The 14,670-nt window shown below is 45.3% G+C and carries 16 protein-coding genes and 1 pseudogene; 8 read left to right on the top strand and 9 right to left on the bottom strand.

The annotated features are described in order from the left end of the window. Positions 1 to 4: 4 nt before the first annotated feature. Together BXO87_RS06745 and BXO87_RS06750 are read right to left on the bottom strand one after the other, a co-directional pair. A complete protein-coding gene (locus BXO87_RS06745) occupies positions 5 to 385 on the bottom strand; it encodes a tautomerase family protein (protein WP_046702226.1) in 381 nt (126 codons plus the stop codon). A gap of 18 nt (positions 386 to 403) precedes the next feature. Then, the gene (locus BXO87_RS06750; RefSeq protein WP_046702225.1) at positions 404 to 1,144 is read right to left on the bottom strand and encodes an SDR family NAD(P)-dependent oxidoreductase; all 741 of its coding nucleotides are present in this window, start codon (positions 1,142 to 1,144) and stop codon (positions 404 to 406) included. A gap of 132 nt (positions 1,145 to 1,276) precedes the next feature. Between BXO87_RS06750 and BXO87_RS06755 the strand changes: the two genes are divergently transcribed. Beyond that, positions 1,277 to 2,152, top strand: a complete 876-nt coding sequence (locus BXO87_RS06755; protein ID WP_046702224.1) for a LysR family transcriptional regulator — start codon at positions 1,277 to 1,279, stop codon at positions 2,150 to 2,152. Positions 2,153 to 2,410: 258 nt separating this feature from the next. Then, on the top strand, positions 2,411 to 2,557 hold the full coding sequence (locus BXO87_RS20700) for a hypothetical protein (protein WP_154019631.1): 147 nt from the start codon (positions 2,411 to 2,413) through the stop codon (positions 2,555 to 2,557). Here BXO87_RS20700 and BXO87_RS06760 read toward each other — a convergent pair. Continuing rightward, entirely contained in the window at positions 2,554 to 3,441 is an 888-nt protein-coding gene (locus BXO87_RS06760) for a LysR family transcriptional regulator (protein WP_046702223.1), read from the bottom strand. The two genes, BXO87_RS20700 and BXO87_RS06760, sit on opposite strands and share 4 nt — an antisense overlap. A 139-nt stretch (positions 3,442 to 3,580) precedes the next feature. Here BXO87_RS06760 and BXO87_RS06765 point away from each other — a divergent pair, with 139 nt between their 5' ends. Further along, on the top strand, positions 3,581 to 4,327 hold the full coding sequence (locus tag BXO87_RS06765) for an acetoacetate decarboxylase (protein ID WP_046702222.1): 747 nt from the start codon (positions 3,581 to 3,583) through the stop codon (positions 4,325 to 4,327). Positions 4,328 to 4,339: 12 nt separating this feature from the next. Continuing rightward, positions 4,340 to 5,380 carry a ketopantoate reductase family protein gene (locus BXO87_RS06770; RefSeq protein ID WP_076851274.1) on the top strand — a complete coding sequence of 347 codons (1,041 nt, stop codon included), beginning with the start codon at positions 4,340 to 4,342 and terminating at the stop codon, positions 5,378 to 5,380. Between the two features lie 193 nt (positions 5,381 to 5,573). On the opposite strand, the pseudogene BXO87_RS06775 reads toward BXO87_RS06770, so the two are convergent. The 4 genes and pseudogenes from BXO87_RS06775 to BXO87_RS06790 form a co-directional block, all read right to left on the bottom strand. Continuing rightward, positions 5,574 to 5,841: pseudogene (locus tag BXO87_RS06775) on the bottom strand (YusU family protein). Between the two features lie 2 nt (positions 5,842 to 5,843). Beyond that, on the bottom strand, positions 5,844 to 6,668 hold the full coding sequence (locus tag BXO87_RS06780; RefSeq protein ID WP_014418835.1) for an ABC transporter ATP-binding protein: 825 nt from the start codon (positions 6,666 to 6,668) through the stop codon (positions 5,844 to 5,846). A gap of 155 nt (positions 6,669 to 6,823) precedes the next feature. Further along, entirely contained in the window at positions 6,824 to 7,261 is a 438-nt protein-coding gene (locus BXO87_RS06785; RefSeq protein WP_076851275.1) for a YusW family protein, read from the bottom strand. A 118-nt stretch (positions 7,262 to 7,379) separates the two neighbouring features. Continuing rightward, positions 7,380 to 9,161 carry a M3 family oligoendopeptidase gene (locus BXO87_RS06790; protein WP_076851276.1) on the bottom strand — a complete coding sequence of 594 codons (1,782 nt, stop codon included), beginning with the start codon at positions 9,159 to 9,161 and terminating at the stop codon, positions 7,380 to 7,382. A 132-nt stretch (positions 9,162 to 9,293) separates the two neighbouring features. On the opposite strand from BXO87_RS06790, the gene BXO87_RS06795 reads away from it, so the two are divergent. Both BXO87_RS06795 and BXO87_RS06800 read left to right on the top strand, forming a co-directional pair. Then, entirely contained in the window at positions 9,294 to 10,136 is an 843-nt protein-coding gene (locus tag BXO87_RS06795) for an oxidoreductase (RefSeq protein ID WP_076851277.1), read from the top strand. Positions 10,137 to 10,225: 89 nt separating this feature from the next. Continuing rightward, the gene (locus tag BXO87_RS06800) at positions 10,226 to 10,690 is read left to right on the top strand and encodes a Dps family protein (protein ID WP_038459773.1); all 465 of its coding nucleotides are present in this window, start codon (positions 10,226 to 10,228) and stop codon (positions 10,688 to 10,690) included. A gap of 46 nt (positions 10,691 to 10,736) precedes the next feature. Here the strand turns inward: BXO87_RS06800 and BXO87_RS06805 are convergent, their stop codons facing one another. Continuing rightward, the gene (locus tag BXO87_RS06805; protein WP_038459775.1) at positions 10,737 to 12,098 is read right to left on the bottom strand and encodes a S1C family serine protease; all 1,362 of its coding nucleotides are present in this window, start codon (positions 12,096 to 12,098) and stop codon (positions 10,737 to 10,739) included. A gap of 276 nt (positions 12,099 to 12,374) precedes the next feature. On the opposite strand from BXO87_RS06805, the gene cssR reads away from it, so the two are divergent. Next, positions 12,375 to 13,052, top strand: coding sequence for a two-component system response regulator CssR (gene cssR / locus BXO87_RS06810; protein ID WP_007613651.1), 678 nt, complete (start codon positions 12,375 to 12,377; stop codon positions 13,050 to 13,052). Next, the gene (gene cssS / locus BXO87_RS06815; protein WP_038459777.1) at positions 13,049 to 14,404 is read left to right on the top strand and encodes a two-component system sensor histidine kinase CssS; all 1,356 of its coding nucleotides are present in this window, start codon (positions 13,049 to 13,051) and stop codon (positions 14,402 to 14,404) included. Before cssR ends, cssS begins: the two co-directional genes overlap by 4 nt. A 28-nt stretch (positions 14,405 to 14,432) precedes the next feature. Here the strand turns inward: cssS and spxO are convergent, their stop codons facing one another. After that, positions 14,433 to 14,597 carry an anti-adapter protein SpxO gene (gene spxO, locus BXO87_RS20495; protein ID WP_007410067.1) on the bottom strand — a complete coding sequence of 55 codons (165 nt, stop codon included), beginning with the start codon at positions 14,595 to 14,597 and terminating at the stop codon, positions 14,433 to 14,435. Positions 14,598 to 14,670 lie beyond the last annotated feature (73 nt).

Consider the following 14,670-nt stretch of genomic DNA (forward strand, 5'->3'; position numbering starts at 1 on the left):
TTTTTTATATCATCTGGGCCTCTCCGTTTCCGAATGACCAGTCTTCCGCTGCGTTGCCTGAAAGGACGATAAACACATCTTCTTTTCTGACGCCCAGTTTTTCGTGCAGCCGGTCAGCCAAATGCTGATAGAATGCTTGTTTCTGATGAGTTGTTCTGGAGTTTTTCAGAGTGAAGCGGATAAACATCAGTTCATCGCTCCGCTCGACTTGTAGATATGACGGATCATAGAAAAACTCTCCTTTTTCGTGCTGATGTACCACTTGAAAATAGTCATCATGCGGAACATCAATCATCTCCGTCATCGCGGTGTGAATAACGGTGCTCATTTTTTTGAGCCAAGGACCGTTTTTTCCTTTCTGTAAATGGATCTGTACAAACGGCATCATTTCTCTCTCCTTTCGTCACATCGTCTGGCCGCAATCGGCTGTTATGATTTGTCCCGTCAGTGATTCCTGCTCCAGCACAGAGCAAATCAGTTCTCCGATATCCTCCGGAGCGGCGATCCGTTCCAGCGGAAGGCTTCCGGCAAGCCGGTACATCGTCTCTTCCCGACCCATCCACCATCTTGTCGCAACGGCTCCGGGCGCGACACAGCTTACACGGATGTCCGGCGCCAGCGCATGGGCCAATGATTTTGTCAGGCCATGCACCGCCGCTTTGGAAACGGCATACGGAAGGGAAGAACCCGCTCCCGTCAGACCGGCGATGCTCCCGACATTCACAATAGCGCCTGACTTTTGTTTTTTCATATGAGGCGCTGCCGCTCTTGCGCAATGAAACATCCCGCTTACGTTGACAGCAAATAATTCATCCCATACTTCTTTCGTTGCAGATTCCAAATCATGAAGCGGAATATGTCTGGTGATGCTCGCATTATTTACGAGTAAATCAAGACTTCCGAAGCAGCCGGCCGCTTCGTTCACCATGTCTCTCGCCTGTTTGTCTATAGAAACGTCCGCTTGAATGGTCATCGCGCGTCCGCCTGCCTTTGTTATGAATTCAGCCGTTTGTTCCGCTTCCGTTTTTGAATGTGAATAGTTAATGACGACAGCCGCTCCCCGTTTTGCCAAGGCAAGGCACGCTGCTCTTCCGATTCCTGTACCGCCACCTGTGACCAGTGCCGTTTTATGTTGTAAATTCATTGCTCCCTCTCCTCTTACGATCTATGTTCATCAGCTGATATGTTTATTGTAATGGAGATCTGAATTTCCGTATAATGATTGTTAGAGATGTTTCACATCACAAAAAGTGATAGCAAAGAGGGAGAGATGACAATGGAGAGCGGAGATTTGCGGATTTTTCAGATGGTGGCCCGTGAAGGTTCGATTACAAAGGCGGCTGCGCGTCTCGGCTATGTGCAGTCAAATGTGACGGCCAGAATCCGCCAGCTGGAAGAAGATCTGAAAACCGAGTTGTTTTTCCGCCATAACCGCGGGATGACCCTATCCTCAAGCGGCACGGTGCTCCTCCAATATGCGGATCAGGTTGTCGGTCTGATTGAAGAAGCCAAAATGGCGCTCGCTTCAACGGACAAGCCGAGCGGACCGCTCATGATCGGCTCGACCCAGACAACAGCCGCCGTCAGGCTGCCGAAGCTTTTGGCATCTTATTATGAGCGGTATCCTGATGTGGAGCTGTCCCTTACGACAGGACATACACAATATGTAACTGATAAAGTTCTTCGCTATGAATTGGACGGTGCATTTATCGGCTGTCACTTTAATCATCCGGATTTGCACTCCATCCCGGCCTTTGAAGAAGAAGCCGTTGTCGTGACTCCCGCTGCCGTCACTGCTATAGAAGAAGCGGTGAAAAAGCCGCTTCTTGTGTACAGCACGGGCTGCACATACCGTGACACATTAGAGCGGTGGCTTCATTCCATAGGCACGGCGCATCCGGTCATGATGGAATTCGGCACACTTGAAGCGATTATCGGCGGAGTGACGGCGGGACTCGGCATTACACTGCTTCCGAGAAGCGTGATCGCACAGCACGCCGCACTGGGCGCGGTTCAGATATGGACCATTCCCGAATCTTTCAGCATGATGAAAACGGAATTCGTCACGCGGAAGGATTCATATATGAGCAGTGCATTACGGGCCTTTATTGATTCCTTTTCAGTAAAAAAAGCTTCCGGCACCTCTCTTTGATGCCGGAAGCTTTTTATTGTTTTTTTCTGTGAGCTTCATTGAGCTGTTTAATGTGCTGTATCGCATCGCAACTTTGATGCCCTCTTTGGTGCCCGGACAGGATTCGTTCCAATGTTTTACGCTCAGTAAATATCTAATTATGATCGAAAAGAACAATTGAAAAAATTCACGAGATCCGTATAGCAAAACGATAATAGTAGGCTTTTAAAACCAACTAAAAAACATTAATTTTTAACAGCGTGTCAAAGGAAGCCGGCATTGCAAAAAGCAACGTTGTATAACACCAAGGGCTTCCGTTCGAAAACTTTAAAATTAAGAAAACAACAATCGCAAGTACCCATCCCGCAACAAGTGAAACGGGAAATGTGGGGAAAAATTCAAAAAAGTAATGATGAAATCCTTTAATAAACTTTAAACATTTCATAGTTATCTTTATAGTACGACATAATAAAGTCACGAAAATTTCTTACCGAAGAAGATAACAGCTTATGTCTCATCCAAGATAAGCCGACTGGATATGAAGCAGAGTGATCAGTCACTTTTATAAAATTCAGCCCCAATGTTCTGCAAACTGAAATGGGAAGCAACGCCACACCTTGATCCAGCTTTAAAATCTCGACCAGTAAATGAGAATCTGCCTCAAACGCAATATTTGGGGTGAAACCAGCTTTCTCACAAAGCGAGGCTGTAAAACCGCTATACTCTTCATTATTAGCAAGGGTAATAAATGGTTCATTGGCGACAAGGCGTAAAGAAATTTCTGTTTTACCCGTAAATCGGTGGTTTGAGGGCAAAGCCAGAACAATATCTTCATTTACCAGCACACAACTCTCTATCTCTTCATCCTGAATCGGATGACCTGTTATTCCTAAATCAATGTCCCCTTTTTTTAAACTTGTTATGATCTCGCTTTTAACTCCGATTGCTTGAAGAATTTTTGATTGAGGGGAGCGGTTGATATATTCACTCATCAGTCCTGCAAGGAATCTTGGATTGGAAATAGATATTCTGATGGTGTCAGACATTTGATGTTCCTCCAATTGAATTTCCGTTTGTGCATTTTCAATCTCAGTAAAAATCCTGTTTACATGTTTTAAAAGAATTTTCCCTGCTGAACTCAGCTTAATATTTCTGCCATTTCTCTCAAACAAGGTTGTTCCCAGTTCATTCTCAAGTCTTTTTATAGTGAGACTTAAAGAAGGCTGGGCAATCTTTAATTGTTCTGCCGCTTTAGAAATATGTTCAGTATAGGCAACTGTCTGAAAGTATTTTAGCTGCAGCAATTCCATCTGTCTGCACCCCCTCATTTATTTCAATAAATATATATATACCTTATTATGTATTGGATTAAATGTAAATGCGAATGTAAGATAATAGCATAGTTAAATTGAAAAAACATAAAAAAGAAAAAGAAAGGGGTCTCATACTATGAAAATTGATGTGAATAACATTGTGAAAAATTTAAACACACCTTTAACATCACCTGCTTACCCCGTGCCAACCTATAAATTTGTTAACCGGGAATATCTTAATATTATTTACCGAACGAATGAAAAAGCTTTACGTGCGGCAGTGCCAGAACCTCTTGAAATTACTGAACCTTTAGTGAAATTCGAAGTGATGTGGATGCCCGATGTTTCCGGACTTGGCGCCTATACAGAGGCAGGACAAGTCATCCCTGTCAGCTTTAATGGTGAAGAAGGAGATTATGTACATTCTATGTATGTTGACAATTTCCCGGCTATTGCAAGCGGACGGGAACTTACTGCATATCCAAAGAAATTGGGTGCCCCTAAGCTGTATATAGACTCTGATACTCTTGTCGGCACATTGGATTATGGCAGTCTTCGTGTGGCAACTGCGACTATGGGATATAAACATTTCGAAATGGACAAGGAAAAAGCGAAAAGGGAAATTTGCCGACCTAATTTTATGGTTAAGATTGCTACTGATTACAATGGTGATTTAAGGGTTTGTGATTTGGTGCGAACGCAAATAACGAATATAGAAGTTAAAGGTGCCTGGACTGGACCGGCGCGGCTTCAATTATTTGAACATGCTCTGGCACCTCTTGCAGATTTGCCTGTATTAGAAGTCGTTTCAGCATCTCATATCCTTACAGATTTAACCTTAAATGCAGCACAGCCGGTTTATAACTACTTAGAGGAAAAATAAGGAGCGTTGACAATGAGAATTGCAGTTTTAGGAGCAGGTTCTTTAGGAACCATAGTTGGAGCATATCTGTCTGCTGGCGGAATGGATGTCGAATTGATTGATTCGTACAAAGAACATGTAGATACTCTAAATCAAATAGGTGCTAAAGTAGTTGGTACAACGGAATTTCAAGCAAAAGTGAAAGCCATTACCCCTGAAGACAAGTCAGGCAAGTATGATTTAATATTACTTCTGACGAAACAATTATATAATGACTCCATTCTTAAAGAGTTGCTGCCTTTTTTAAAGGATGACAGTGTAGTATGTTCCTTGCAAAACGGTATACCTGAACAGAAAGTTGCTTCGATCGTTGGTGATGAACGTGTTATTGCAGGTTCTGTTGAATTTGGTGCTACGTTTATTGAGCCGGGCGTATCCAGACTTACAACTGAGTATACTCAATTTAAAGAGTACGCTTTTCAAATTGGAGAATTACATGGTGAAACAACAGAAAGAATCCTGCGTATTAAATCGGTTTTAGACCTTATCGGCGGAACACATATTTCCGATAATTTAGTTGGAACGAAGTGGTCAAAATTACTTATCAATAATGCATTCAGTGGTTTATCGGCAGCATTAAACGGAGAATACGGAGACATTCTTGACCATGAAATCGGCATTGTTAGCGCAGTCCATATCGCAGATGAGACGATTAAGGTTGGACACGCCAATGGTGTCAAATTTGCGAAAATGGGCGGCCTTGATTTAGAATCTTTGGGATTAAGAAGTGAAAATGATATTCCTGCACGGATCCAAACATTTAGGTCAACCATGGAACCATCTAGGCTGCTGAGAGCAAGTATGCTCCAGGATCTTGAGAAAAAACGCAAAACTGAAATTGATTATATTAATGGAGTTATTCCCAAAATGGCAGAAGGTACTGGCATTTCAACACCTTTTCATGATTTGGTTGTAGCACAAGTCAAATGTGCCGAGGAATCTCAAACAGTGCCCAATTTTGATACAAATATAAAAGCATTTGAAGAGTTATTACATAGCCGAAAGGAAATGTGATATATAGGAAAGAGAGGAAGGGATTTCTGCGGCGGTCCTTTTTTCTTGGTTCAGCAAGCGGAAGACATATACGTAAACAAACGGGTGCATTAGTTACATTAAAGTTCTTAGCCTATGAATTGAACGAAGCCTTTATTGATTCCTTTTCAGCAAAAAAAGCTTCCGGCACCTCTCTTTGATGCCGAAAGCTTTTTTATTGTTTTTTTCTGTGTGCTTCATTGAGCTGTTTAATATGCTGTATCGCAGCTTTGATGCCCTCTTTGGCGTCCGGGTAGGATTGATTCCAATGTTTGACGAGCGGAGGCATGCTTTTTGCGATATGTGTATACAAAATCCACTGCCTGACTTCTTCCTTTACATCCGGGTTTGTTTCGCCAAGCAATAGTTCCGTGTATTTCTCAAGCAGGCCGTCCAGCTGCTGCTGCAGTTTCTCTTCCATACCGTTCCCTTCCCTTTTTCATGATTATGACAATCGGGCGGTGAGGGCCGCTTCCTGCACGATACATCTGCCGCGTCCGTGCGGAATGCAAAGCGGCGTGCCGAACAGCGGGTCTTGCGTTACCTGGCAGTTCATCGCAAAAACCTGCTGTACAAGCTCGCAAGTGATGACTTCTTCGGGGCGGCCCTCTGCGTAAATCTGTTTATCCTTAATGGCGACCAGATAATGGGCATAACGGCATGCCAGATTGAGGTCGTGCAGCACCATGACGATTGTGCGTTTTTCTTTTTCATTTAATTCAAACAGCAAATCAAGAATTTCAATTTGATGCGTCATGTCGAGATAAGTTGTCGGCTCGTCAAGCAGAATGATATCCGTATCCTGAGCGAGTGTCATCGCAATCCATGCGCGCTGGCGCTGTCCGCCTGACAAGGAATCCACCGGACGGTCGGCCATTTCCTCAAGCTTCGTCGCTTTAAGCGCGTTTGCCACTGCGTCTTCGTCCTCTTTGGACCATTGCTTCAGCCAGCTTTGATAAGGGTATCTTCCCTGCTTCACAAGCTGATGCACCGTCAGGCCTTCGGGAGCTGACGGACTCTGCGGCAAAATAGCGAGCTCTCTTGCCACTTCCTTCGTCGGAAGCTTAGCGATGGCTTTTCCTTCTAAAAGCACAGAACCGCCCCTCGGTTTCATCAGCCGGGCCAATGAACGTAAAAGCGTCGATTTTCCGCAGCCGTTGCTTCCGATCAATACAGTTATTTCGCCTTTTGGAATCGCGACATCCAATTCGTCAATGATAACAGTTTCTCCGTACCCTAAGCTCAGCGTCTCTGTAGAAATTGCACTCATACCGCTAACCGCTCCTTTTTTGAGTTTCCCAACACTATGTATATAAACAAATTGCCTAAACATTCAACGTGAGATCATGATTATATTGTAACAGAAATTAATGACTCTGAATATCATTATCAATTAGTTTTGGGCAAAAAAGCAGTGGACGGCGGTTATTTTTTTATTTCCGTCATTTCTCCATCGTTCTTTTTCAGTTTCAGATAAAAATGGTCATAGCGGCTGTCCAAATTAAAAGCCGAGAGCACCTGCCGGACGACCTCGCTTTCCTGCATCCGGCTGTTTACGGCAAGTTCTCCGAGGATCATCTTCATTTCATCAAGCGCTTCCTCGCCCTCTCTGTGAACCCCTGAGAGCTTGTCCCGAATGTCCGCCTTTTCATGACCGCCTTTTCTCTCATACAAACCTTCATAGCGGTTATGCTCCCCGGCTCCGTAGCTGACGCGAAGGGCAAAGCTGCTGTAAGGAACCGGCTTCGCGGATGACACGGGTGTGCTGTCTTGTTCCGCTTCCCGTTTTTCTTCATTCAATCGGCAGCCGGCAATCAGCATCAGCGTAAGACATAAAACGCCCGCCGTCCTGAACCATTTCATGCGATTCACTCCCATTCCATTCCGATCGTTTTTAGGTATTTCCAAGGGAGGCGGCTGTCATTCATTAAACAAAAAAGAACCGGAGCGGTAACACTCCGGCCGGTTCATCTCAAGATTATCATTCAGTCAGCTCTAAAAATTCCTGCACATCCTGTACGGCAAGGCGGACCGCGTCTTCCCAAAACGACCGTTCCGTCAGATCCGCTCCAAGGTGCTTCATCGCCAAATCCTCAACGGTCATCGAAGCCGTGTCACACAAAAGCGCGATATATTTTTCTTCAAAATCCGCTTTTTCCCGAAGAGCTCTTGCATATATTCCAAGCGAAAATAAATAACCGAACGTATACGGAAAGTTGTAAAACGGCACTCCCGTAATATGAAAATGCAGTTTTGACGCCCAGAAATGAGGGTGGTATTCCCCTAATGAATCGCAAAATGCTTCTTTCTGCGCCGCTTCCATCAGTTCATTCAGTTTCTCAGCCGGAACGACGCCCTGCTTCCGCTCTTCATAAAAACGCGTTTCAAATAAAAATCTCGCATGAATATTCATAAACATGGCTACGCTTCTTTGAATTTTATCTTCAAGCAAGAACAGCTTTTCATCCTTTGTCGCCGCTTGTTTCAAAGCGGCGTCGGCGACGATCATTTCCGCAAAGGTCGAGGCTGTTTCAGCCACATTCATGGCGTAGGCTCTGTTCAGCTGCCGCACTTGAAGCATGGCCTCCTGATGGAACGCGTGACCGAGCTCATGCGCCAGCGTCGATACATTCGAAGCGCTTCCGGAAAACGTCATAAAAATCCGGGATTCTCCGCTGTCGGGAAAACTGGTGCAGAAACCGCCGACCCGTTTTCCGCTGCGGTCTTCCGCTTCTATCCACCGATCACGGAACGCTTTTTCCGTAAATGCGGACAGCTTTTTGCCAAACGTCGAAAATTGGCTGACGATCAGATTAGCCGCTTCATCATATGTGTATTCTTTCGGAGCCTCGCCGATCGGTGCGTCCACATCATACCAGTTCAGCCGCTCAAGCCCTAAAAGAGATGCCTTTCGATTCAGGTATTCAGCAAAAGGCTTTTTATGATCGGTAATGACCTGCCACATGACATCCAGCGTTTCTTTTTTCATCCGGTTGATCGCAAGCGGCTCTTCCAAAGCGCTTTTCCAGCCCCGCGCTTTATAGATTTCCGTGCGGAAGCCGGCCAGATGATTCAGCGTGCTGCCGAAAAGCTCCTCTTCTCCTTTCCACGCTTCATTAAGCTCTTTGAACACTTGATGTCTGATGCGGCGATCCGGGTGCGCCATCATATTTTCCGCTTGACCGACCGACAGCTCTTTATCCTCAAATGGAATCTTCATTCTGCCGACAGCCGCATTATACAAGTCGCCCCATGCGTGATAGCCGTCAACGGCCAGACCTTCAATCAGCCTTTCTTCTGAAGCGCTGAGCTTCTCTTTGACCCGGTCTCTTCTTTCATTTAAAACATATGTGAGATCCTGAAGTTCCGGTTTTTGCAGCAGCTCCTCCCAGACCCGCTCGTCAATCCGGGCAAGTGTATCGTCAAGGGTGACCAGAGCGGATTTAAAATCACTGCTCAGCTGATTGATCCGCGCCCTCCATTCATTCGCTTTCTGATCATGAGTGTTCTGAGCCTGAAGACAGCCGACGAACGCTCCCGCCTGCCTGATCATGATCGCTGACCGTTCAAACCTATCAATCAGATTGATCAGCTCCCGGCTTTCATCCGCATGCGTCGGAACTGTAAATGTTTCAACCGCATGTTGAAAAGCGCTTAGATGCTTTTTGAGCTCTTGTATGTATTTCTGAAACTCTTCCGACCGGCTCCCGCCCTCAAAAATGGAGTTTAAATCCCATGTTTCCTTCAATCCCTCTAATGCCATCTTTTCTTTACCCCTTTCTATCCGAAGCTGACTCCATTATAAAACAATTCTGACATATTTCCGAACGATTTCTCCTTCTTTCCGCGAGATGATATACACTATGAGATAAGAACAAACGGGGAGGATTATAAGATGAACAGAAAAATTGCCATTGTAACCGGCGCGACGAGCGGATTCGGGCTGCTGACAGCGCTGAAGCTCGCCCGGTCTTATCACGTCATCGCAACAGCCAGACAGCCGGAGAAAGCTGAAATACTGAAAGAAGCCGCCGCTCAAGCGGGTGCATCCGAACATATTACGGTCGTTTCTTTAGATGTGACAAATGAGCAGTCGGTGTCTGACTTCGGGAACATCATCAGCGGTTTCGGATCGATTGACCTGCTCGTCAATAACGCCGGCACTGCGTACGGGGGATTTATTGAAGATGTGCTGATGGAACATTACAGACAGCAGTATGAAACGAATGTATTCGGTCTGATTCACGTCACAAAAACCGTGCTGCCTTATATGCGAAAACATGGCGGGGCGAAAATCTTCAATATCAGCAGTATCAGCGGACTGACCAGTTTCCCGGCTCTATCTCCGTATGTCTCTTCCAAATTCGCGGTTGAAGGGTTTACAGAGAGCCTGCGCCTCGAACTGCTGCCTTTAGGAATTGATGCCGCTTTAATAGAACCGGGCTCCTATAAAACGTCTATATGGGAAACGTCTCTCTCCAATCATCTTACGGCACCCGGCAAAGATTCGCCCTATTACCGCTATTATCAGCAAATCGAAGTTTACTTCAAAGCCAACGCATCCAAAAGCGGCGATCCTGATGACGTAGCGGAGCTGATTTATCAATTGGCACAAAGGAAACGGCTGAAGAAACTGCGGTATCCCATCGGCAGGGGCGTTAAGCTGACATTGGCTTTCCGCTCACTCTTTCCGTGGTCCGCCTGGGAATCGATTATAAAGAAAAAGCTGTTCACCTGAACCTAAATTATAATAATTATAATTTAGTATTGATTTTTATTTGATACGTGATATAATTAAATTAACAGATCACAGGGAGGACGATGAATATGAATACACAAAACGCGAAAAAAACTGAAACTCTTGTTGAGAAATCAATGAACACACAATTATCAAACTGGTTTATCCTTTACTCTAAACTGCACCGCTTCCATTGGTACGTAAAAGGCCCTCATTTCTTTACGCTTCATGAAAAATTTGAAGAACTGTATAACGAAGCGGCGGAAACGGCGGATGCCATCGCAGAGCGTCTTCTGGCCATCGGCGGACAGCCTGCGGCGACTTTACACACTTACCTTGAACAAGCTTCCATTACGGATGAAGGCCAGGAAAAAACGGCTGCTGAAATGGTGGAATCACTGGTTCAAGACTATAAACAAATCAGCCGCGAATCAAAATTTGTCATCGGCATCGCCGAGGAACAAAATGACCCGTCAACTGCCGACCTGTTTGTCGGATTAGTTGAAGAAGCGGACAAGCATGTGTGGATGCTGTCAGCCTACTTGGGAGAATGACGAAAAAAGCTGAACCTCAGTTGAAGGTTCAGCTTTTTTTATGCGTTCAGCTTGCGCTTTCGGTTTGTTTCGTTAATGTGACGTTCAGCGTCTTTTTGCTTCCGTTTCTGAGAACTTGAACAGTCGTTTTATCGCCGATTTTCAGCTGGTTATATAGGATCTGTCTGATATCGGCGCTGCTGCCGACATCTTTGCCGTTCAATTGTACAATGACGTCATTGGATTTAATGCCCGCTTTCGCAGCCGGTGAGCCGGATTGCACTTCTTTTACGTAAACACCCTTAGACAGCTGGTCGCCGAACAGTCCGAGCGTGTTTTCCTGATAGGTTTCCGGCACTTGCGACATGTCAATCATCTGCACACCTAAAAATGGGCGCTCGACTTTTCCTTTTGCAAGGAGCTGGTCGACTATCGGTTCTACATCATTGCTTGGAATGGCAAAACCGAGTGACTCCACGCCGTTTTCACTGACTTTCATGCTGTTGATCCCGATAACCTGGCCGCTTGAGTTGATTAACGGGCCGCCGCTGTTTCCGGGGTTAATCGCCGCATCCGTCTGAATCACGTTCATTTCCACCGTGCCTTGGGATGTATCGGCATCTACCGTTCTGTTCAGCCCGCTGATGACACCTTGTGTGACGGTGCCGGAAAACTGCTGGCCGAGCGGGTTGCCGATGGCAATCACTTTATCGGCAATGCGGAGCTTGGAGGAATCCCCGAAGCTGGCCGCTTTTTTGACATTGGACGAGCTGATTTCCAACACAGCCAAGTCACTGATGGCATCCTTTCCGACAAGCTTTGCCGTTTCGGATTTCCCATTGTAAAGAGTGACCGACAGTTTGTTCGCCCCTTCTACGACATGGTTGTTTGTAATGATGTACGCTTTTTCGCCGTCTTTTTTGAAGATGACGCCTGACCCCGTGCCGCTTTCCGTTTCAGAGCTTGAACCGCCGTCAAGTCCGAACTGGCTGCTTTGCGAAGCTTGGTAGTTGGACACTCCCACAATCGCGGGCTCCAAATCTTCTACCATATCCGCTACGCTTGAGGTATTTTTCAAAGGCGTTGACGTAAAATTCGAAGACTGAACTTGTTTCGTATCAGAAACGGCTTCTGTCTTATGCTGCTCACTCGGCAGGTTCGGCACAATGCCAAGCACGAGGCCGCCGCCGATAATGCCGCCTAAAACCGGGCTCAGCCAAGCGGCTCTCCGTTTTTTTTCTTTTTTCACGGCAGCCGTTTTTTCAAATTCCGTACCGGCCGCCGTCTCGTTTTCCGCTTCTTTCGAGACGGGCTCTTCAAGCAGCTCGGGCTCCTGATGGCTGATCTGCTGCTGTTCATTTCTGTTTTGTTCCGTATGTGAAAGATCTGACTGATCACGGCTTCTGCCGTCATCTCGATGATCATTCATATTCACGCACACTCCTTCAGCATGTTTTCATTCTATCGATTACATATTCATCGCATGTACAAGTTCTATTGTCCCAATAATAAGGAGAAAAGCAAAGCTCCAAAACAAAATGTGTTTGAACATGTTATCTTCCCCGCTTTTTTTCTTCCTTTCTTCCCTTATACACATCATAAACAAACATTGTGGGATAAAAATGAAAAGAATATGTGAAATTATGAAAATGCGGCTTGAGTGTGTTAAAACTAGTATAATGACGTTGAAAGGATGTGAAATGCCTTGTCATACACCATTTATCTAGTTGAAGATGAGGATAACCTGAATGAACTGCTCACAAAATATTTAGAGAATGAAGGCTGGAACATTACATCTTTCACAAAAGGCGAAGATGCCAGAAAGCAGATGCAGCCGTCTCCCCACTTGTGGATTCTTGACATCATGCTTCCGGATACGGACGGCTATACATTGATAAAAGAAATAAAAGAAAAAGATCCCGATGTGCCGGTCATTTTCATTTCCGCGCGGGATGCCGATATTGACAGAGTCCTCGGGTTAGAGCTTGGAAGCAATGATTATATCGCCAAGCCTTTTTTGCCGAGAGAGCTTATTATACGGGTCCAGAAGCTGCTCGAGCTCGTGTATAAAGAACAGCCCGCTCCAAAAAAAACCGGCATCACCGTTTCTTCCTACAATGTGATCGAAGATGCCCGAGAGGTTTATGATGAAACCGGCAGCCTGGTCAATTTGACGTCTAAGGAATTTGATCTGCTGCTTTTATTTCTTCACCATAAAGGACACCCCTTTTCCAGGGAAGACATTCTGCTGAAAATATGGGGCCATGATTATTTCGGCACTGACCGGGTGGTCGATGATCTTGTGCGGAGGCTGCGGAAAAAAATGCCCGGATTAAAGGTTGAGACCATTTACGGATTCGGCTACAGGATGATGACGTCATGAAAAATAAGCCGCTTGCTTTTCAAATATGGGTGGTCATCTCAGGCATCCTCTTAGCCATTTCGATTCTGCTGCTCGTGCTGTTCTCAAGTACGCTGCGTAATTTTTTCACGGATGAAACGTATACGACCATTGAAAATGAACAGCATGTACTGACGGAGTACCGGCTGCCCGGATCGATCGAGCGGGGATATTACAGCGAGGATGCGACCGCTCCGACGACTTTCCGATCCGTTCAGCACGTTCTTCTGCCTGAACGGGAGGAATCGGCCAGTGACAAAGACTTGAACTATTTTTCTTCTTCCTTTATCCATAAGGTGTACAAGCTCGCGGGCCGTCAGCACAGCGTCACGAAACGATACAGCGCGGACATCAGCGGGGAAAAAGTGTTTTTCGTCATTAAAAAAGGCCTCACCATTAACGGCCAGGATGCGATGATGCTGTCTTACGCCCTTGATTCTTATCGTGATGATCTGGCATTCACCCTGTTCAAGCAGCTGCTCTTTATCATTGCCGGCGTGATTTTGTTAAGCTGGATTCCGGCGATTTGGCTTGCCAAATATCTCTCGCGCCCGCTCGTTTCCTTAGAGAAGCATGTCAAACGGATTTCAAAACAGGATTGGGATGATCCGGTCATCGTCGACAGAAAAGACGAAATCGGAAAATTAGGCCATACCATTGAAGACATGCGGAGCAAGCTGGTGCAAAAAGACGAAACGGAAAGAACGCTCCTGCAAAATATCTCTCATGATTTAAAAACGCCTGTCATGGTGATAAGGGGCTATACTCAATCAATAAAGGACGGGATTTTTCCTAAGGGGGATCTGGAAACCACAATTGATGTCATTGAAGGCGAAGCAGAAAAACTTGAGAAGAAAATTAAGGATTTATTATATTTAACGAAGCTTGATTATTTAATGAAGCAGCGGGTGCACCATGAGACATTTGACATTGTGAAGGTCACGGAAGAAGTCATTGAACGGCTCAAATGGGCCCGGAAGGAATTATCGTGGACCGTTGAAACAGAAGATGCATTAATGATGCCCGGTGATCCGGAACAATGGAGCAAACTTCTTGAAAACATTCTCGAAAATCAAATCCGCTATGCAGAAACGGCGATTCACATTCGGATCAGCCAAAATCAGCAGCAGATTGTCATGACGGTTGAAAATGACGGGCCTCCGATTGAGGATGAGATGCTATCCAGCTTGTACGAGCCTTTTAATAAAGGGAAGAAAGGCGAGTTCGGCATAGGACTCAGCATCGTAAAACGGATTTTAACCCTGCATAAAGCATCAATTTCAATTGAAAATGGCCAATCAGGTGTAATCTACCGAATTATCATACCAAAGTAGACTGTAGTGTTTCATTGCAGTCTTTTTTTTATGTGAAGGAGTAGCCGTTAAAATCTCTGTAGTTTGTTTTCAGCGGTTTTTGGCATTGATGAACCCATTTCTTTTCACAAATTGTCTTTTTCGGATATTTCACCTTTTCGACTTTAATTCCTCTGTTTCGCAAGCGGCTGATCATTTCATCTAATTCTTTCATTTTCAGATTCACCCTTTCGCCAGAACTTTGACCATTCGGTCAGCTCACTTTATAATATAAATAAAACAAAACA

It is taken from the genome of Bacillus sp. GZB, assembly GCF_001975995.1.
Taxonomy (GTDB): domain Bacteria; phylum Bacillota; class Bacilli; order Bacillales; family Bacillaceae; genus Bacillus; species Bacillus velezensis.